Origin of the sequence: Marinobacter pelagius, assembly GCF_003315345.1 — a bacterium.
Lineage (GTDB): Bacteria > Pseudomonadota > Gammaproteobacteria > Pseudomonadales > Oleiphilaceae > Marinobacter > Marinobacter pelagius_A.
The window spans coordinates 19,553-39,124 of the sequence record NZ_QNRO01000013.1 but is presented as its reverse complement, the minus strand read 5'-3'; the positions used below and the strand labels follow the sequence as shown (position 1 = coordinate 39,124).

20 protein-coding genes and 2 tRNA genes are annotated in these 19,572 nt (G+C 59.7%); 21 read left to right on the top strand and 1 reads right to left on the bottom strand.

Annotated elements, in window-relative coordinates; genetic code table 11:
- Positions 1-137: 137 nt before the first annotated feature.
- The 6 genes from guaB to DET50_RS12135 all read left to right on the top strand — a co-directional run bounded on the left by guaB (position 138) and on the right by DET50_RS12135 (position 6,643).
- Complete coding sequence (gene guaB, locus DET50_RS12160; RefSeq protein WP_113863116.1) at positions 138-1,601, top strand: IMP dehydrogenase; 1,464 nt, start codon at positions 138-140, stop codon at positions 1,599-1,601.
- A gap of 64 nt (positions 1,602-1,665) precedes the next feature.
- A complete protein-coding gene (guaA, locus tag DET50_RS12155; RefSeq protein ID WP_113863115.1) occupies positions 1,666-3,243 on the top strand; it encodes a glutamine-hydrolyzing GMP synthase in 1,578 nt (525 codons plus the stop codon).
- A 77-nt stretch (positions 3,244-3,320) separates the two neighbouring features.
- On the top strand, positions 3,321-3,824 hold the full coding sequence (gene tadA / locus DET50_RS12150; RefSeq protein ID WP_113863114.1) for a tRNA adenosine(34) deaminase TadA: 504 nt from the start codon (positions 3,321-3,323) through the stop codon (positions 3,822-3,824).
- Positions 3,825-3,833: 9 nt separating this feature from the next.
- Complete coding sequence (gene galE / locus DET50_RS12145; protein WP_113863113.1) at positions 3,834-4,829, top strand: UDP-glucose 4-epimerase GalE; 996 nt, start codon at positions 3,834-3,836, stop codon at positions 4,827-4,829.
- A gap of 44 nt (positions 4,830-4,873) precedes the next feature.
- On the top strand, positions 4,874-6,220 hold the full coding sequence (locus tag DET50_RS12140) for a UDP-glucose dehydrogenase family protein (RefSeq protein WP_113863112.1): 1,347 nt from the start codon (positions 4,874-4,876) through the stop codon (positions 6,218-6,220).
- 3 nt (positions 6,221-6,223) lie between these two features.
- Positions 6,224-6,643, top strand: coding sequence for an HIT domain-containing protein (locus tag DET50_RS12135; RefSeq protein WP_113863111.1), 420 nt, complete (start codon positions 6,224-6,226; stop codon positions 6,641-6,643).
- Between the two features lie 7 nt (positions 6,644-6,650).
- Here DET50_RS12135 and fabR read toward each other — a convergent pair whose 3' ends face one another.
- On the bottom strand, positions 6,651-7,265 hold the full coding sequence (fabR, locus tag DET50_RS12130; protein WP_113863110.1) for an HTH-type transcriptional repressor FabR: 615 nt from the start codon (positions 7,263-7,265) through the stop codon (positions 6,651-6,653).
- Positions 7,266-7,596: 331 nt separating this feature from the next.
- On the opposite strand from fabR, the gene aspS reads away from it, so the two are divergent.
- The 15 genes from aspS to nadA all read left to right on the top strand — a co-directional run bounded on the left by aspS (position 7,597) and on the right by nadA (position 19,564).
- Positions 7,597-9,396, top strand: coding sequence for an aspartate--tRNA ligase (aspS, locus tag DET50_RS12125; RefSeq protein WP_113863109.1), 1,800 nt, complete (start codon positions 7,597-7,599; stop codon positions 9,394-9,396).
- Positions 9,397-9,457: 61 nt separating this feature from the next.
- Complete coding sequence (locus DET50_RS12120; protein WP_113863108.1) at positions 9,458-10,201, top strand: YebC/PmpR family DNA-binding transcriptional regulator; 744 nt, start codon at positions 9,458-9,460, stop codon at positions 10,199-10,201.
- Between the two features lie 19 nt (positions 10,202-10,220).
- A complete protein-coding gene (gene ruvC, locus DET50_RS12115) occupies positions 10,221-10,748 on the top strand; it encodes a crossover junction endodeoxyribonuclease RuvC (RefSeq protein ID WP_113863107.1) in 528 nt (175 codons plus the stop codon).
- Between the two features lie 30 nt (positions 10,749-10,778).
- Entirely contained in the window at positions 10,779-11,411 is a 633-nt protein-coding gene (gene ruvA / locus DET50_RS12110) for a Holliday junction branch migration protein RuvA (protein ID WP_113863106.1), read from the top strand.
- Between the two features lie 148 nt (positions 11,412-11,559).
- The gene (gene ruvB, locus DET50_RS12105; RefSeq protein WP_113863189.1) at positions 11,560-12,591 is read left to right on the top strand and encodes a Holliday junction branch migration DNA helicase RuvB; all 1,032 of its coding nucleotides are present in this window, start codon (positions 11,560-11,562) and stop codon (positions 12,589-12,591) included.
- The gene (gene ybgC, locus DET50_RS12100) at positions 12,584-13,045 is read left to right on the top strand and encodes a tol-pal system-associated acyl-CoA thioesterase (RefSeq protein ID WP_245777372.1); all 462 of its coding nucleotides are present in this window, start codon (positions 12,584-12,586) and stop codon (positions 13,043-13,045) included. Before ruvB ends, ybgC begins: the two co-directional genes overlap by 8 nt.
- Positions 13,046-13,048: 3 nt before the next feature.
- The gene (tolQ, locus tag DET50_RS12095) at positions 13,049-13,738 is read left to right on the top strand and encodes a protein TolQ (protein WP_113863105.1); all 690 of its coding nucleotides are present in this window, start codon (positions 13,049-13,051) and stop codon (positions 13,736-13,738) included.
- Positions 13,739-13,769: 31 nt separating this feature from the next.
- Entirely contained in the window at positions 13,770-14,216 is a 447-nt protein-coding gene (gene tolR / locus DET50_RS12090) for a protein TolR (protein ID WP_113863104.1), read from the top strand.
- 22 nt (positions 14,217-14,238) lie between these two features.
- On the top strand, positions 14,239-15,279 hold the full coding sequence (tolA, locus tag DET50_RS12085; protein ID WP_258546121.1) for a cell envelope integrity protein TolA: 1,041 nt from the start codon (positions 14,239-14,241) through the stop codon (positions 15,277-15,279).
- Positions 15,280-15,295: 16 nt separating this feature from the next.
- Complete coding sequence (tolB, locus tag DET50_RS12080) at positions 15,296-16,609, top strand: Tol-Pal system beta propeller repeat protein TolB (protein WP_113863102.1); 1,314 nt, start codon at positions 15,296-15,298, stop codon at positions 16,607-16,609.
- Positions 16,610-16,667: 58 nt separating this feature from the next.
- Entirely contained in the window at positions 16,668-17,231 is a 564-nt protein-coding gene (gene pal / locus DET50_RS12075) for a peptidoglycan-associated lipoprotein Pal (protein ID WP_113863101.1), read from the top strand.
- 28 nt (positions 17,232-17,259) lie between these two features.
- Positions 17,260-18,009, top strand: coding sequence for a tol-pal system protein YbgF (gene ybgF / locus DET50_RS12070; RefSeq protein ID WP_113863100.1), 750 nt, complete (start codon positions 17,260-17,262; stop codon positions 18,007-18,009).
- Positions 18,010-18,092: 83 nt separating this feature from the next.
- Positions 18,093-18,168: transfer RNA gene (locus DET50_RS12065), tRNA-Lys, on the top strand.
- Between the two features lie 67 nt (positions 18,169-18,235).
- Positions 18,236-18,311 (top strand) — tRNA-Lys (locus DET50_RS12060).
- Between the two features lie 191 nt (positions 18,312-18,502).
- Positions 18,503-19,564 carry a quinolinate synthase NadA gene (nadA, locus tag DET50_RS12055; protein WP_113863099.1) on the top strand — a complete coding sequence of 354 codons (1,062 nt, stop codon included), beginning with the start codon at positions 18,503-18,505 and terminating at the stop codon, positions 19,562-19,564.
- Positions 19,565-19,572 lie beyond the last annotated feature (8 nt).

Below are 19,572 nucleotides of genomic sequence, written 5' to 3'. Positions count from 1 at the left end.
CCGGACCTTCAAAATGGTGCGGTTTACTGTCCCGGGCCACCACTTTATAATAGATCGATTAAGGATTTTGCTTTGTCGCGCCGCTCAGGGCGCGGTACAGGATTTCCAAACTTAGCACGTTCAAAAGGCGGATCCCAATGCTGCGAATTGCTGAAGAAGCCCTCACGTTTGATGATGTTCTGCTTGTTCCCGGATACTCGGAAGTTCTCCCCCACCAGGTCAGTCTCCAGACCCAGCTGACCCGGAATATCACCCTGAACATTCCGCTGGTCTCGTCTGCCATGGATACGGTTACCGACGCCGAGCTGGCCATCGCCATGGCCCAGGAGGGCGGCATCGGTATCATGCACAAGAACATGACTGTGGAGCAGCAAGCGGCTGCGGTTCGCAAGGTCAAGAAATTCGAGAGTGGTGTGGTGAAGGATCCGATCACCGTCTCGCCGGACACCACCGTGCGTGAACTGGTGGATATCACCATGGCCAACAACATCTCCGGCCTGCCGGTCGTCGATGGCCACGATCTGGTGGGCATCGTTACCGGTCGTGATATCCGCTTCGAAAGCCGCATGGACACCCTGGTGCGTGACATCATGACGCCGAAGGAAAAGCTGGTGACCGTCAAGGAGGGCGCCAGCCTCGAGGACGTGAAGGAGTTGTTGCACCGCCATCGCATCGAGAAGGTGTTGGTGGTGAATGATGAGTTTGAACTGCGCGGTCTGATCACCGTCAAGGACATCCAGAAAGCCAAGGACTATCCGCTGGCGTGCAAGGACGAGCAGGGCCGCCTGCGTGTCGGTGCCGCGGTCAGCACCGGTGGGGATACCGAAGCCCGGATTACCGCCCTGGCCGAAGCCGGTGTCGACGTGATTGTGGTTGATACCGCCCATGGTCACTCCAAAGGCGTTATTGACCGTGTTCGTTGGGTGAAGCAGAACTTCCCCGAGGTGCAGGTCATCGGTGGCAATATCGCCACCTCCGATGCAGCGATTGCCCTGGCGGATGCCGGTGCGGACGCCGTGAAGGTCGGTATCGGCCCCGGTTCCATCTGTACCACGCGTATTGTTGCCGGTATCGGCGTGCCCCAGATTTCCGCGGTATCCAACGTCGCGGCGGCGCTGAAGGATCGGGGCGTTCCCCTGATCGCGGACGGCGGTGTGCGTTTCTCAGGTGATATTGCCAAGGCCATCGCCGCCGGCGCCCACAGTGTGATGATCGGTAGCCTGCTGGCGGGTACCGACGAGGCTCCGGGCGAAGTAGAGCTGTTCCAGGGTCGAAGCTACAAGGCCTACCGTGGCATGGGCTCCCTCGGCGCGATGGGGCAGGGTTCCAGTGACCGTTATTTCCAGGATGCCAGCAAGGGTATCGAGAAGCTGGTGCCGGAAGGTATCGAAGGTCGTGTGGCCTGCAAGGGCCCGATGCGTAATATTGTCCATCAGCTGATGGGCGGTCTGCGTGCTTCCATGGGCTATACCGGCAGTGCAACCATGGAAGAAATGCGCACCAAGCCGGAATTCGTGCGCATCACCAATGCCGGCATGCGTGAGAGCCACGTCCACGACGTGACCATCACCAAGGAAGCGCCCAACTACCGTATCGGTTAAGAATGACTCCAATAAACGCGGCCCCGGAACGGGCCGCGTTGTTTATTTGTGATCCGAGGACTCCATGGCCCAGAACATCCACGACCACCGTATCCTGATTCTTGATTTCGGTTCCCAGTACACCCAGCTGATTGCCCGTCGTATCCGGGAAATCGGCGTGTACTGTGAGATCAAGGCCTTTGACATCACCGATGAAGAACTCAGGGAGTTCAATCCCAAGGGCATCATTCTCGCGGGCGGCCCGGAATCCGTAACCCAGCTGGGTGGTCCCCGGGCTCCGGCGGATCTGTTTGACCGCGGAATCCCTGTGCTGGGTATCTGTTACGGCATGCAGACCATGGCTGAACAGCTCGGTGGTCGTGTGGCCAGCTCCGAGAAGCGTGAGTTCGGCTACGCCCAGGTGAAAGTGCGCGCCAAGGGTCCGCTGCTGGCGGATATTACAGATCACCTGACGCCGGCCGGGGAATCCTTGCTGGACGTGTGGATGAGCCATGGTGACAAGGTTGTGGCCATGCCAGAGGGCTTCGAGCTGCTGGCCTCCACCGAGAGTGCCCCGATTGCCGCCATGCAGGACACGAGCCGCAATCTTTACGGCGTGCAGTTCCACCCGGAGGTTACCCATACCCTCCAGGGCAAGCGCATTCTTGAGCACTTTGCCTTGAGTATCTGTGGTTGTGAGGCGCTGTGGACGCCGGCCAAGATCGTGGACGATGCGGTGCGCCAGATCCGCGAGCAGGTTGGCAACGAGAAAGTGCTGCTCGGCCTCTCCGGCGGTGTGGACTCCTCGGTAACCGCAGCGTTGCTGCACAAGGCCATCGGCGAGCAGCTGACCTGCGTGTTTGTGGACAACGGCCTGCTCCGTCTCCATGAAGGTGATCAGGTCATGGACATGTTCGCCAGCAACATGGGCGTAAAGGTCATCCGCGTGGATGCCGAGGACCTGTTTCTGTCCAAGCTCAAAGGCGTGGATGACCCGGAGCAGAAGCGCAAGATCATCGGCAACACCTTCATCGACGTGTTCGACGATGAGGCCGCGAATATCAAGGACGTGAACTGGCTGGCCCAGGGCACCATCTATCCGGACGTGATCGAGTCTGCCGCCTCCAAAACCGGCAAGGCGCATGTGATCAAATCCCACCACAACGTGGGTGGTCTGCCGGAAACCATGAAGATGAAGCTGGTGGAGCCACTCCGTGAGCTGTTCAAGGACGAGGTGCGCCGGATTGGTCTCGAGCTGGGCCTGCCTTACGACATGGTCTACCGCCACCCGTTCCCGGGACCGGGCCTGGGTGTGCGTATCCTGGGTGAGGTCAAGAAGGAATACGCGGATATCCTTCGCCGTGCCGATGCCATCTTCCTGGAAGAGCTGCACCGTGCCGACCTCTACCACAAGACCAGCCAGGCCTTTGCCGTATTCCTGCCGGTCAAGTCCGTTGGCGTGGTCGGTGACGCCCGCCGCTACGAATACGTGGTGGCCCTGCGCGCCGTCGAGACCATCGATTTCATGACCGCCCGTTGGGCGCATCTGCCGTATGACCTGCTGGAAAAGGTGTCCAACCGGATCATCAACGAGATCAGCGGTGTATCCCGGGTGACCTACGACATCTCGTCCAAGCCGCCGGCGACGATTGAGTGGGAGTGATCTGCAGTCCGGACCAACCCCCGGGGTCAGAAGAAAGCCTTCTTCTGACCCCATTTTCATCAACCAGAATCCCGACTATGCCCCAGTCCTTAACCGACCAACACTGGATGTCTCAAGCCCTGCAGCTGGCCAAACAGGCCGCGGCAGCGGGCGAGGTTCCGGTGGGTGCCGTGGTTGTCCTGGATGGCAAAGAAATCGGCGCCGGCTTCAACGCCCCAATTTCCGGTTGTGATCCAACCGCCCATGCGGAGATCCGGGCGCTTCGGGATGCAGCAGCACGGGTGGGCAATTACCGCTTGTCAGGGGCGACGCTTTACGTAACGCTGGAGCCATGTACCATGTGTGTCGGAGCGATTGTGCATGGCCGCATCAGCCGTCTGGTGTACGGTGCCACGGAGCCTAAAGCGGGGGCTGTGAAATCCGCTCGCCGAACCCTGGATGAACCTCATCTGAATTGGGCGGTGGAAGCCACCGGTGGCGTCCTTGAACAGCAGTGCAGCGAAATCATCAGTGAATTTTTCAGTCGGCGCCGGGCGGAAATCCGGCGTCAGCGCCAGTCATCATCCTCAGGGAAGGAGTAGCCTTTACCCATGAAAGTGCTTGTCACCGGCGGAGCCGGATACATTGGTAGTCACGTGGTCCGTCAGCTGGGTGAGGCCGGTCACGATATCGTGGTTTTTGACAACCTCTCCACCGGCTACCGCTGGGCGGTGACAGCCGGCGAACTGGTGGTGGGGGATCTGGCAGACGAGGCGGCGATTGACCGGCTGTTCTCCGAACACCGTTTCGAGGCTGTGCTGCATTTTGCCGCCAACATCGTCGTGCCCGAATCCGTGGCCAATCCCCTCAAGTATTACAGCAACAACACCCGCAACACCCTGAACCTGCTGAAGGCGGTCGAGCGTTACCAGGTTCCGTACATGGTGTTCTCCTCTACGGCTGCAGTTTACGGCATGCCTGAGCAGCAGGTCCTGACCGAAGACCTGCCGCTGGCCCCGATCAATCCCTACGGCGCTTCCAAGATGATGAGCGAGCGGATGATCATGGATCTGGCGGCTGCTTCCAGCCTGAATTACGTCATCCTGCGCTATTTCAACGTCGCCGGCGCCAATCCTGACGGCCTGCTGGGCCAGGCGACGCCGGAAGCCACGCACCTGATCAAGGTGGCCAGCGAGTGTGTCACCGGGCAGCGGGAAGGCATGAGTGTGTTCGGTACGGACTACGATACCCGGGATGGCACCTGTATTCGCGATTACATCCACGTAGAGGATCTCGCCAAGGCCCATGTCATGGCGCTGGATCACATGGCGAACGGGGGTGATTCGAAGGTCCTGAACTGTGGTTACGGGCGCGGCTTCACCGTTCGCGAGGTCATCGATGTGGTCAAGCGGGTGTCCGGCGTGGATTTCCCGGTGACAGAGACCGATCGGCGCGCCGGCGATCCCGCAGCGTTGATGGCCGATAATACCCTGATCCGTGACACTCTGGGCTGGGAGCCGGACTACGACGACCTGGAAACTATTGTCCGTACGGCGCTGGCCTGGGAAGCGATCTGGCAGAAGAAAAAAGCCTCCGGCGAACACTGATTACTGATTTTTTTACCCATTTGGAAACCTTTGGAAAGTAACCCATGAAGATCACAATTTTCGGTACCGGATATGTTGGGCTGGTAACGGGCGCCTGCCTGGCGGACGTGGGCCATCATGTCCTGTGTATGGACGTGGACCAGGCCAAGATCGACAAGCTGCGCAACGGCCAGATTCCCATCTACGAGCCGGGCCTGGACTCGATTGTCCGGCACACCGTGGAGGCGGGCCGCCTGGCTTTCACCACCGATACCGAAGAGGCGGTAAAGCATGGCGCCTTGCAGTTCATTGCCGTGGGAACGCCGCCCGATGAGGACGGCTCGGCGGATCTGCAGTATGTGACGGCCGTTGCCAGATCCATCGGTCAGTACATGGACGAGTACAAAGTGGTGGTGGACAAATCCACTGTCCCGGTCGGTACCGGTGACAAGGTGCGCGCCGCCGTGCAGGCCCAACTGGACCATCGCGGCCTGGAACTGGAATTCGATGTGGTCTCCAACCCCGAGTTCCTCAAAGAAGGCGCGGCCATCAACGATTTCATGAAGCCGGACCGCATTATTGTCGGCACCGACAGCGAGAAGGCGGCGGACCTGCTGCGGGAAGTCTATTACCCGTTCAACCGTAGCCATGACCGGATGATCTTCATGGATATCCGGTCGGCGGAACTGACCAAATACGCCGCCAACTCCATGCTGGCAACCAAGATCAGTTTCATGAACGAAATTGCCAACCTGGCCGAGCGCCTTGGCGCCGATATCGAAGCGGTGCGCCGGGGTATCGGTTCCGATCCCCGTATCGGTTACCACTTTATCTACCCCGGTTGCGGCTACGGCGGCTCCTGCTTCCCCAAGGACGTGCAGGCACTGGCCCGGACCGCCCGCGACTGCGGCTACGACGCCCGGTTGCTGAACGCGGTGGAAGACGTCAACTATGCCCAAAAGCACGTACTGTTCGACAAGATCAGCCACCACTTCCAGGGCAACCTCGAGGGCAAGGTCGTTGCCATTTGGGGGCTGGCGTTCAAACCCAACACCGATGACATGCGTGAGGCCTCCGCCCGCACGCTGATGGAAGACCTCTGGAAGGCAGGTGCCTCGGTCCAGGCTTTCGACCCGGAAGCCATGGAAGAGACCCAGCGTATTTATGGCGACCAGGCGGGCTTGACCCTGTGCGGCACCAAGGAGCAAGCACTCAAGGGTGCCGACGTGCTGGCCATCTGCACCGAATGGAAAGAGTTCCGCTCCCCGGATTTCGACGTGGTGGCGGCAAACCTGAGGGACCCGGTGGTCTTCGACGGCCGTAACCTGTACGAGCCGGAAATGCTCGACCGCTATGGCCTGATCTACTACGCCATCGGCCGCGGCCGTAACCAGTTCCACTCGGTGGTGTAATCGATGAGCCGGGAATTCGAGTTACATGAGCGTCTGGCTGCAGACACCGTCCTGCTGGGCAGGACCCGTCTGTGCGAAGTGCGACTGATGAACGAGAAAACCTGGCCCTGGGTCATCCTGGTGCCGGCGATCGCCGGTATCCGGGAGATCTATGAGCTTTCCGAAACGCAGCAGCAAAGGCTGATGACCGAGTCATCCGAGCTGAGCCGTGCCATGATGGAGGCTTTTAAAGGTGACAAGATGAACGTTGCGGCACTGGGCAACATGGTGCCGCAGCTTCACGTCCACCACATCGTGCGTTTTGAAGGGGATCCGGCCTGGCCGGGGCCGGTGTGGGGCACCCAGACTCCGGTGCCCTATGAGGAAAATGAGCTTGCCCGCATGAAGCAGGCACTGGAACCGGTTCTCGCAAGCCTGGCCTGAGCCGGTGTCAGCGCCTCCGCGCCAGCGTCTGTGAACCCACCAGGATCATCCGAAGCTCCGTTTTCAGCTTCACCTTCAGCTCTTCCTTTTCTTTCGGGGTGGCATCAAGCGCCTCCGCACCCTGGTTGAACACCAGTGTCACCATCGCCTCGGCCACCACGCGCGCGTCCGAAAGGGGTTTGCCCTGTTCCTCGGCAAAGCGCCGCAGGTCGTCGGCCAGTTCCGTCACGAAATGATCGATCTCCGCCTTCACGGCCGTCCGGAACGGCTTGGACACACCAGTGCGCTCCCGCAGCATCAGCCGGAACAGGTTGGCGTTGTTACCCAGATACTCCATGAACGTATCCACCGAGGTGGATATGGCGCTGCCATCACGGGCGATACGTTTGCGGGCCTGACGCATTAACTGGCGCAGGGCGACACCGCCCTCGTCCACCAGGGCGAGTCCGAGTTCGTCCAGTTCCGAGAAGTGGCGGTAAAAGGAGGTAGGGGCAATGCCGGCTTCGCGTGCGACTTCCCTGAGACTAAGGCTGCCGAAGCCCCGATCGGCACTGAGCTGGGCGAGTGCGGCGTCCATGAGTGCGCGACGTGTCCTTAGTTTCTGTTCCGCTCTGGTGGTCAACTTCTGGCTCCAACCGGCTTTGTGAAGAGGGCATTCTAGCGGCCCGCTATCCCACAGTCATCCGAGTGCTTTATTTGCGTGCCAGCACGCCTGATTTTCAGACCCATTGTGTTTATAATGGGCCGCTTTTCCAGTAAGGTCGCAAAAATTTTAGCGGCCACGAATCAAGTAGCCTCAGGTGGGGTGACCCTTTCCGAAACCTTGCGGAGCCATGGATGGCGGAGCAGAGCGTACAGGGACGTATCCACAGCGTGTTTCGGAAAGGGTCACCCCACCTGAGGCGGCAAGACACGAAAAAGTTTCGAATACATCTAACGTAACGGGAACCGGTATGCGCAGTCATTATTGCGGTGGGATCAACGAATCCCACATCGATCAGGAAGTCACACTTTGCGGATGGGTACACCGCCGTCGTGACCACGGTGGGGTTATCTTCCTGGATCTGCGGGATCGGGATGGTATGTCCCAGGTGGTTGTCGACCCGGACACCCCTGAGAGCTTCGCCCTGGCGGAAAAAGTCCGCAGTGAGTTCGTTATCAAGGTCACCGGACGCGTGCGCCGTCGCCCGGCGGGTACCGAGAACAACAACATGCCTACCGGTCAGGTGGAGTTGTTGGGCAAGGAACTGACCATCCTGAACGCTGCCGCCACACCGCCGTTCCCGCTGGATGAGCACGTGGATGTGGGCGAGGACGTACGCCTGCGCTACCGTTTCGTGGACCTGCGCCGTCCGGAGATGATCAACCGCCTGCGGTTCCGCTCTCGGGTCACCAGTTACATCCGCAACTTCCTGGACAGCCGCGGCTTCATGGACGTGGAAACCCCGATCCTGACCCGTGCAACCCCGGAAGGTGCCCGTGACTATTTGGTGCCGAGCCGTACCCACGAAGGTTCCTTCTTCGCGCTGCCGCAGTCCCCGCAGCTGTTCAAGCAGCTGCTGATGGTTTCCGGTGTCGACCGTTACTACCAGATCGCCAAGTGTTTCCGGGATGAGGACCTGCGGGCCGACCGTCAGCCGGAATTCACCCAGGTGGACATCGAGGCGTCTTTCATCGATGAGCAGACCCTGATGGAGCTGAACGAGGACATGATTCGTTCCCTGTTCAAGGACGTGCTCGACGTCAGCCTGCCGGAGTTCCCGCGTATGCCGCACTCCGAAGCCATGCAGCGCTTCGGCTCCGACAAGCCGGACCTGCGTATTCCGCTGGAGCTGGTGGACGTCAATGACCTGGTCGAAAACGTGGACTTCAAGGTCTTCGCCGGTCCGGCCAAGGATCCCAAGGGCCGTGTTGCCGCCCTGCGTGTACCGAAAGGTGGCGAACTGACCCGTAAGCAGATCGACGACTACACCAAGTTTGTCGGCATCTATGGCGCCAAGGGGCTGGCCTACATCAAGGTCAACGAGCTGGCCAAGGGTGTTGAGGGGCTGCAGTCCCCGATCATCAAGTTCCTCGGTGACGACGTCGCCCAGGCCATCATGGAGCGCGTGGGTGCGGAAGACGGCGATATCGTGTTCTTCGGTGCCGACAAGACCATGGTCGTGAACGAAGCCCTGGGCGCGCTGCGGGTGAAACTGGGCCACGACCTGAACATGCTGACCTGCGATTGGGCGCCGCTGTGGGTTGTGGACTTCCCGATGTTCGAGGAAACCCCGGATGGGGGTCTGACCGCGATTCACCACCCGTTCACCGCACCTTCCTGCTCACCGGAAGATCTGGCCGCGGATCCGGCGAATGCGCTGTCCCGCGCCTACGACATGGTGCTGAACGGCACCGAGCTTGGCGGCGGTTCCATCCGTATCCACGACGAGAAAATGCAGGAAGCGGTGTTCCGCATCCTGGGTATCGGCGAGGAAGAGGCCCGCGCCAAGTTCGGCTTCCTGCTGGATGCCCTGAAGTTCGGTTGCCCGCCCCATGGCGGCCTGGCGTTCGGCCTGGATCGTCTGGTCATGCTGATGACCGGTTCTTCCTCGATCCGGGACGTGATTGCCTTCCCGAAAACCCAGAGCGCAACTTGCCTGATGACCCAGGCGCCGGGCGAGGTGGACGAGAAGCAGCTGCGTGAGCTGCACATCCGTCTGCGCCGTTCCGCCAAGCCGGTTGAGGGCAACAAGGCCGAAGACAGCGAGTAAATTCTGACAAGGCGGGGGCGGGCCCATGGCCCGCTCCCCGGACGATGGACGGAGGTTAGGCATGGCTGGTCACAGTAAATGGGCCAACATCAAGCATCGCAAGGCGGCACAGGACGCCAAACGAGGCAAGATCTTCACCAAAATCATCCGGGAACTGACCGTTGCCGCCCGCCTTGGCGGCGGCGATCCCAACGATAACCCCCGGCTCCGGGCGGTTGTCGACAAGGCCCTGACAGCCAACATGAAAAAAGACACCATCGAACGGGCCATTGAACGTGGCGCGGGTGGTGGCGATGACAGCAACTACGAAGAACTGACCTACGAAGGTTACGGCCCGGGCGGTGTGGCCATTTTTGTCGAGGCCATGACCGACAACAAGAACCGGACCGTCGCCGAGATACGCCACGCGTTCAACAAGTTTGGCGGTAATCTGGGAACCGATGGCTCCGTAGCCTATCTGTTCACCAAGCAGGGCATTATCAGCTACAGCCCGGACGTGGATGGCGACCGTTTGATGGAAGCGGCACTGGAAGCCGGGGCAGAGGACCTGCAGGAACAGGAAGACGGTTCTTACGAGATCGTGACCACGCCGGAAGAGTACCTGGACGTCAAGGAATCCCTGGTCGAGGCGGGCCTGAAGCCCGACAACTCCGAAGTCACCATGGTGCCGTCAACCCGGGTCGAGCTGGACCGGGATGGCGCTGAAACCATTCTCAAGCTGATCGACATGCTTGAGGATCTGGATGACGTGCAGAACGTCTACCACAACGCGGACATCTCCGCAGAAATCATGGAATCCCTGTGACCATGGCAGGAGCCTGAGCGTGCCGATCATTCTCGGAGTTGATCCCGGTTCAAGGATTACCGGATACGGGATCATTCGTGCCGAGGGTCGGGTGATCGAGTATATCGACAGCGGCTGTATCCGGGTCGGGGAAAAGCCCATGGCCGAACGGCTCCAGACCATCTTTCACAGCCTGGCCACGCTGATCGGCGAATATCGTCCCGAGGAATTCGCCATTGAGCAGGTGTTCATGGCCCGCAACCCGGATTCTGCCCTCAAACTGGGTCAGGCCCGGGGCGCCGCCATCGTCAGTGCCGCCAACAGTGGGCTGGCGGTGCACGAATATTCTGCCCGGCAGGTCAAGCAGGCAGTGGTCGGCAAGGGTGGGGCAGACAAGTCCCAGGTCCAGCACATGGTGCAGGCCTTGCTGTCACTTTCCCGCAAACCCCAGGCCGATGCCGCCGATGCCCTGGCCATTGCCCTTTGCCACGCCCATATGAGCCAGAGTGTGCTGCGCCTGGCCGTGACCGGAGGCAAGGTTCGCAGCGGTCGGGTCAGACAACAATAACCGGCTCCCAGGAGCCACAGGAGCTACCCCTTGATAGGTCGTATCCGAGGCATTCTGGTCGAAAAGACCCCCGGGCAGGCGCTGGTGGAGTGCGCCGGGCTGGGTTACGAAATCGACATTCCCTACACCACCTTTTTCCATCTTCCTGAATCCGGGCAGGAAGTTACCCTCCATACCCATTTTGCCGTTCGCGAGGATGCCCAGAGCCTGTATGGGTTCGCCGCGAAACTGGATCGCGATCTGTTCCGTCTGCTGATCAAGGTGAATGGTGTTGGCCCCAAGCTGGCGGTCGGAATCCTGTCCGGTCTCGACGCCCAGCAGTTTATCCGTTGTGTCGAGGCGAAGGATGCCAACTCCCTGGTCAAGCTCCCCGGTGTAGGCAAGAAAACGGCGGAACGCCTGCTTATTGAAATGGCTGACCGGATCGGGCAACTTGAAGGTCAGTTTGTGCCGATGTCGCCGGGCGCGACAGTTGCCGGCGGGCACGGCTCAGACCAGGTTGCGACCGGTCCGGATCCGAGGGAAGAGGCCGAGGCGGCCCTGATTGCCCTTGGCTACAAGCCGCAGGAGGCTGCGAAGGCGATCAGTAAGGTTGCCGAGGAAGGCGCGACCAGTGAGACCCTGATCCGCCTGGCGCTGCGCAACATGATCCCTGCCGGATGACCTGACGGTAATATGTCGCCTGAGTGGCGCCAAACCTGTAGAGAGCGTAACGTGACAGTCAGGGACCCGTTTGTACAATTGGGTCAACGTTGAATTGCAGGGCAAGGCGCACAGGCACGATGTTGATTCCCATAGAGCGGGTGATGCCATGATTGAATCCGACCGACTGATTTCAGCCGGAGCCGGTGACTATGAGGAGGTCCAGGACCGGGCCATCCGTCCTGCGCTGCTGTCCGAATATGTGGGCCAACCCTCGGTCCGCGAGCAGATGGAGATTTTCATCTCCGCTGCCCGTGGCCGGCAGGAGGCGCTGGACCATGTGCTGATTTTCGGCCCGCCCGGTCTGGGCAAGACCACCCTGGCCAACATCATCGCCAACGAGATGGGCGTGGCCATCAAGACCACCTCCGGTCCGGTGCTCGAGAAAGCCGGTGACCTGGCCGCGATGCTCACCAATCTTGAAGAAGGCGATGTTCTCTTTATCGACGAGATCCACCGTCTGAGCGCCGCCGTTGAGGAAGTTTTGTATCCGGCGATGGAGGACTACCAGCTGGATATCATGATCGGGGAGGGCCCGGCTGCCCGCTCGATCAAGCTGGACCTGCCGCCGTTCACCCTGGTCGGGGCAACCACCCGTGCCGGCCTGTTGACCTCTCCGCTGCGGGACCGCTTCGGCATCGTGCAGCGACTCGAGTTCTACAACACCGAGGATCTGACCAACATCATCATCCGCTCGGCCCGGCTGTCCACGGTGGCGATTGATGAAGCCGGAGCCTTCGAGATTGCCCGCCGTTCCCGGGGAACGCCCCGGATTGCCAACCGTCTGCTACGCCGGGTCAGGGACTTTGCCGAAGTGCGCTCCAACGGCAGGATTACCGCTGACATTGCGGACCAGGCCCTGAACATGCTCAAGGTGGATAATCAGGGTTTTGATCACATGGATCGCCGGCTGTTGCTGGCCATGATTGAAAAGTTTGACGGTGGGCCGGTAGGTGTTGAAAGCCTGGCGGCCGCTATCAGCGAGGAGCGGGGAACCATCGAGGATGTGCTGGAGCCTTTCCTTATCCAGCAGGGTTTCATGGTTCGCACACCAAGGGGTCGAATGGTGACCTCCAACGCCTACCAGCACTTTGGCGTGGTGCCCCGCAGATCAGATGCCGAGGGGGACCTCTTTGACTGATACAGCCAACGCCCAGGTCTTTGAATTACCCATCAGGGTGTATATAGAAGATACGGATGCTGGTGGTATTGTCTTCCACGCCAAGTATCTGCACTACATGGAGCGCGCCCGTACCGAATGGGTGCGCAGCTGCGGAGTCGGTCTTCGGGCCGGCCTGGCGGATAACATCAGCTATGTGGTGCAGCGGATGAACATTCATTATGCGGTGCCGGCCCGATTGGATGACCAGTTGCTGGTCACTGCCGAGCCCGTGGCCTACGGGCGAGTCTGGATGAATTTCAGGCAGCGTGTGCTGCGTGCCAGTGATCGCACGCTACTGTGCGAGGCGGATGTTCGCGTGGCCTGTGTGGCACTGGATACCGGCAGGCCCAGGCGCCTGCCCGAGAATATGCAGGACCTGCTGAAGCGAAACGTTCAGCACCCGGACCCAACTAACGGAACCAGCCAGGAGTAAAAGGTGGAGTCAGAACTTTCTGTATGGCATCTCATTTCAAATGCCGGGTTACTGGTACAGCTGGTCATGCTGTTGCTGGGACTGGCCTCGGTGATTTCCTGGGCGCTGATTTTCCAGCGCCTGCAGGTGTTCCGGAAAGCCAGGCGAGCTCAGCAGGAATTTGAAGAACGGTTCTGGTCCGGCATGGACCTCGGCCAGCTTTACCGGGAGGTCAATGCCGAGCCAACGCCATTCTCCGGCGTGGAAGCGGTCTTTCGCGCCGGGTTCAAGGAGTTCTCGCGCCTTCGGCAGCAGAGCCGGGATGCCGACGCCGTCATGGAAGGCACCCAGCGTGCCATGCGAGTCGCATTTTCCCGGGAGCAGGAACGTCTTGAGACTCACCTGCCATTTCTGGCCACGGTCGGTTCCACCAGTCCCTATGTCGGCCTGTTTGGTACTGTCTGGGGCATCATGAACTCGTTCCGTGGCCTTGCCCAGGTCCAGCAGGCAACCCTGGCGACGGTCGCCCCGGGTATTTCGGAGGCCCTGATTGCAACGGCCATGGGCCTGTTTGCGGCCATTCCGGCGGTCATTGCCTACAACCGGTTCTCGGCCATGTCCGATGCCCTGCTCAAGAACTACGAAACCTTCGCCGAGGAGTTCTCCAGCATTCTGCATCGCCGAGTACACGCCAGCGAACAGAGCGCTGCCTGATGAATGAACGCAACGATCGGAGCCGGGTGATATGAAAGGCATGGGAATGATGCCGCAGCAGCGGAAAAAACCGATGTCGGAAATCAACGTCGTTCCCTACATCGACGTGATGCTGGTGTTGCTGGTCATTTTCATGGTGACCGCGCCCATGCTGACCCAGGGTGTGAAAGTGGATTTGCCGGAAACCAGATCCGACCCCATCCAGTCTGACAAGGATGTGGAGTCGATTGTGGTTTCGGTGGACACCAACGGTGCCTACTTCATGGAAATCGGTGATGAGAGCAGTGATCCCATGTCTCTGGGGGAAGTGAGTGAACAGGTAGCCAAAATCCTGTCACAGCGTCCCAATGGTGAGGTCCTGGTGCGCGGTGACGAACATGTGGAATACGGTACGGTGGTGCGTTTGATGGCGGAGTTGCAGGGTGCCGGTGCCACCAGTATCGGGTTGATCACCGAACCATCCCCGGATGAGAAGTGAGTCAGGAAAGCGGGGAGCTGTTGTGACGAACCAGGATCACAGGGTAATCAGTACCGGAGCGCCGCCGTGGAAATCGCCGGTCGCCCTGTCGGTGTTTCTGCACCTGCTCATTGTGGTGGTTGCTCTGGCCGGTTGGTCCTGGACCAGTCCTGTTGATGAGCCGCCACCCCGCAGTATTTCGGCGCGCCTGATTACCCAGCAGCAGCCGGAGCCAAGCCCGGTGGTGGAGCCGGACGATCAGCCGGATCGGGATCAGCAGCGCAGCGCTGAAGAGGATGAACGGAAAAAGGCGGAAGCCGAGGCCGAGCGCCGTCGTCAGGAAGAAGAGGCGCGCAGGATAGCGGAGCAGAAAGCGCGGGAAGAGGAGGCCCGTCGCAAGGCCGAGCAAGAGCGCAAGAAACAGGAGGCCCTGGCAAAGGAGCGGGAAGAGGCGAAAGCCCGCGAGGCCGCCCGCCAGAAGGCAGAGGCGGAAGCCAGGGAGCGTGAACGGCAGAAAGCCGAGGAAGAGCGCAAGCGCCAGGAGGCGGAACGCAAGAAGGCCGAGGAAGAGCAGCGGCGGCTGGAAGAGAAGCGCAAGCAGGAGGAAGCCGAGCGTCGCCGTCAGGAAGAAGAGGCCCGCAAGGAGGCTGAACGCAAGCGCCTTGAGGCCGAACGGCGCCTGAGAGAACAGCAACTGGAAGCCCTCGCCGAGGAATCTCGCAAGGCGAAGGAGGCCGAAGCCCGCCGTCAGCAGCAGGCCGCCGCGGCCCGTGCGAAGGAAGCGCAGATGCTCTCCGAAAGTGAGAAGTATCAGGCGCTGATCCGGGAACGGTTGAGCCAGGCGTGGTATCCGCCGTCTTCCGCCACCGAAGAAATGACTGCGCGGCTGCAGATAACCCTGTTACCGACGGGTGAACTGGCCGGTGTCAGACTTGTCAGCAGTAGTGGCAACACCGCGTTCGATAATTCGGCCCTGAGTGCTGTACGCTCACTGAATCGTTACCCGATACCGGATGACAGGGAAACCTTCGAGCGTTATTTCCGTCAGTTTACTATTGAATTCAACCCGCGCCGGTTGAGATAAGGAAACAGGAAAGATCATGACAAAGCGGACCTGGACGACCTCACACAAAGCCGTGGCCGCCGCGCTGGCTGCCCTGATCATGCTGGCAACCGGGGCGCGTGCCGAGCTGCTCATTCGAATCACCGAAGGCGCTGACGCCGCCCTTCCTATCTCCGTGGTGCCATTTGCGGAGAACGGTGCGATTCCGCCGGGAGACAAGATAAGTGAGATTGTCCGGAGCGATCTGGCCATGAGCGGCGAATTCCGGCCTCTGCCGGCGGAGAAAATGCTGAGCCTGCCTTCCCGCCGGGAAGAGGTGTACTTCCGTGACTGGCGCATGCTTGGCCAACGCTACGTTCTGGTGGGCGAACTGAGCCGCAACGATGACCGTGTCGTTGCCCGCTATGAATTGTTCGATGTAAACCAGGAAAAGCGCATCCTCGGCGAGACCGCGGCAGCATCGGTAAACAGTATGCGCACCCTCGGTCACCACATCAGTGACAAGGTATACGAGGCGATTACCGGTGTTCCAGGGGCGTTTTCCACCAAGCTGGCGTATGTCACCCTCGACACTTTCAATGGCAAGCCCCGCTACCGACTGCAGGTGAGCGATGTGGACGGCAAACGTGCAAAGATCCGACTTGAGAGCCAGGAGCCGATCCTGTCACCGGCCTGGTCGCCGGATGGGAGCCGTTTGGCCTATGTTTCTTTCGAAACCGGCAAGCCGGCGATCTACATCCACGAACTGGCAACCGGCAAGCGTACGAAAGTGGCAGATTTTCCCGGCCTCAATTCGGCCCCGGCGTGGTCCGACGATGGCCGGTCTTTGCTGATGACATTGTCCAAAGATGGTAACGCGGAGATTTACCGCATGGACCTTGCCACCCGGGCGGTGAACAAGTTGACGAACCATTGGGCAATCGATACCGAAGCGGCGTATGACCACGCGGGGGAAGGAATGTTCTTTACCTCGGACCGCTCCGGAGGCCCGCAGATCTACCACAAGGAGTCACTGGACTCGGAGCCCCGGAGAATCACATTCGGGAGTCGGTACAACGCCCGGCCACGGCCCGATGATAAGGGAGACTTTGTTTATTACGTGCATCAACGTGAGAGTGATTTCCACATTGCCCGCACGAACCTGAAGACTGGTGTTGAAACGGTCCTCACACGAACCGGGGCGGATGAGTCGCCGAGCCTGTCTCCGAACGGCCAGATGTTGATCTATGCCACGAAACAGTCTGGCAAGAGTGTACTGACTGTTATCTCGGCCGATGGCGCCGCCGCCTATAGCCTTCCTTCTCCCGAGGGAGAGGTTCGGGACCCCGCCTGGGGGCCGATCGTTAACTGATCGCCCCGGGGCGCTTGCAAGCAATCAATAAACTCAAGCCACTGAAAAGGAAATGAACATGAAACTGTCCATGCACGCCAAAGTCCTCGCCATGCTGCTTTCCGCCGGTCTTTTTGCCGGTTGTAGTTCCACTGGTGAAACGGTGGGCGATGGCACCTATGATTCCGACGTTGCTCCTGTAGATGACGGCTCCACGGTCTACGGTGGTGATGATGAGGGCGGTGTGTCCTCCTCTGCACTGAGCGAGGAAGAACGCATGGCCGCTGAGGAGCGGGCCAAGATGGAAGCTCTGCGTGACATCACCACCTTTTACTTCGATTTTGACACTGCTGAGATCAAGCCTGAAGCCCGTGATGTACTGGTGGCACACGCCCAGTACCTCGCCAATAACCCGGGCCAGAACGTTCGACTGGAAGGTCACGCGGATGAGCGCGGTACCAAAGAGTACAACCTTGCCCTGGGTGAGCGTCGTGCCAACGCCGTGCAGCGGTTCCTGATCGTCAACGGTGCTTCACGTGGCCAGATCGAAACCGTAAGCTATGGTGAAGAAAAGCCGGCGGTTATGGGCTCTTCTGAAAGTGCCTGGGCACAGAACCGTCGGGTAGAACTGGTTTTCGACTGAACCGCTAACTGACAGATCGGGTGTATCCATGAGAAAACGGCTCGTGGCGTTACTGCTGGTTCCACTTGCGCTTGCGCAGGTGGGGCCGGTTCAGGCGCAATCTTCCACATCGGCCCAGAGAAGCTCCTCTGGCAACCAGGCAACCGCAGAACTGTTCTACATGATTCAGCAACTCCAGCAGGAGGTGCGCAGACTGCAGGGTGAAGTGGAAGAGCAGCGGCACATGATCACCCGGTTGCAGGAGCAGGGTCGGGATCGCTACATCGATCTGGACCAGCGTATCCTCGATCTGTCCGAGAGGATGGCGAGCCAGCCGGAATCAGCGCCGGCTTCGCCATCTGCTTCCGGCAGTGGCGACGGGCAAGCGGTGGAAGCCCGTGAGTATCGTCAGCCCGATGCGGAGGAGCGCAAAGCCTACAATGAGATCCAGGATCTCATCCGGAACCAGAAAGACTACGACCAGGCCATTACCCGGTTGTATGAGTTCATCGACAAATATCCCGAAGGGGATCTGACGGTTAACGCGTATTACTGGTTGGGCGAGGTCTACCTGGTCAAGCCGCAGCTGGAGCAGGCCAAACAGGCCTTCACGATTGTGGCGACCCGTTTTCCGGACCATCGCAAGGCGCCGGATGCGGTCTACAAGCTGGGCGTGACTCTGGATCGTATGGGCGAAACGGATGAGGCTCGGCGGCGCATGCAGAGCGTCGTTGATGATTATCCGAACAGCGGCGCGGCGGAGCTTGCGAAGAAGTTCCTTTCCTCTGCAAACGGTTAATCCGGCTCAGGAAAAAAATCCGGGGATTAGTCCAAAAAAGGGTTGATCAGCGGAAAAATATCAGTACTATATGCGCCTCGTTTGGGTCGTTAGCTCAGTTGGTAGAGCAGTTGGCTTTTAACCAATTGGTCGAAGGTTCGAATCCTTCACGACCCACCAAATTCCGGGTACTGTTCGTTTGAGCTCGAGCGGTATCGATCAGGTAAATTATCTGATCACCAGTCAAGGGTCGTTAGCTCAGTTGGTAGAGCAGTTGGCTTTTAACCAATTGGTCGAAGGTTCGAATCCTTCACGACCCACCAAATAACAGGATCTCCCGGGATCCTGGGAAAAAAGAGCCTTCGGGCTCTTTTTTTTTGCCTGTAAGATCCCACTTATAGTCCGGGAGTGGTGAAAGTTTGTTTTCAGGTGTGTGACGCTGGCGTTGCAGGCCCATGAAAACAGCGGCCGAGGTGATATACTTCGGTGATTAACGCAACACAGAGATGCAGGAATGACACGAGCAGAAGACCGTATCCTTGTTCAGGAGCACCTGGCCCATCAAGCGGAGCCCAAGCCTTTGAGTGAGAGCGAGAAAACGGAACTCGAAGCCCGAATCAAGGCGGAACTCAAAGCCAGGGACGCTGTGCTCGTTGCTCATTACTACACTGACCCCGATATCCAGCGGCTGGCGGAAGAGACCGGGGGCTGCGTGGCAGACTCCCTTGAGATGGCCCGCTTTGGAAATCAGCATCCGGCCTCCACGGTGGTTGTGGCGGGCGTCCGGTTCATGGGCGAGACCGCCAAGATCCTCAACCCCGAGAAAAGAGTCCTGATGCCGACCCTGGAGGCAACCTGCTCCCTGGATGTGGGCTGCCCGGCCGATGAATTTGCCGAGTTCTGCGATCAGCACCCGGACCGGACCGTCGTGGTGTATGCCAACACCTCGGCGGCTGTGAAAGCGCGGGCGGACTGGGTAGTGACCTCGAGCTGCGCCCAGGCCATTGTCGAGGATCTGGACGCCCGTGGTGAGAAGATTCTGTGGGCTCCGGACAAGCATTTGGGGCACTACGTGCAGAAGACCACCGGGGCCGACATGCTGCTCTGGGATGGTTCATGCATCGTCCACGAAGAATTCAAGTTTCGTGGTCTCGAGGACCTGAAGGCCCTGTACCCCGACGCAGCCGTGCTGGTTCATCCGGAGTCGCCGGACGCGGTGGTGGAAATGGCCGATGTGGTGGGCTCCACCTCCCAGCTGATCCACGCGGTGCAGACCCTGCCCAATCAGGAGTTTATTGTCGCCACGGACAACGGCATCTTCTATAAGATGCAGCAGCTTGCGCCCAACAAGACCCTCATCGAGGCGCCCACCGCGGGTAACGGCGCTACCTGCCGAAGTTGTGCCCATTGTCCCTGGATGGCGATGAATGGCCTGGAAAACCTGCTGCACGTGCTGCAGACCGGAAGCCAGGAAGTGCTGGTGGATTCAGCGCTGCGGGAGAGGGCGCTGAAGCCGCTGGAGCGTATGCTCGACTTTACCGCCAACATGAACCTCAAGGCCGCAGGCAACGCCTGATTGCCTGC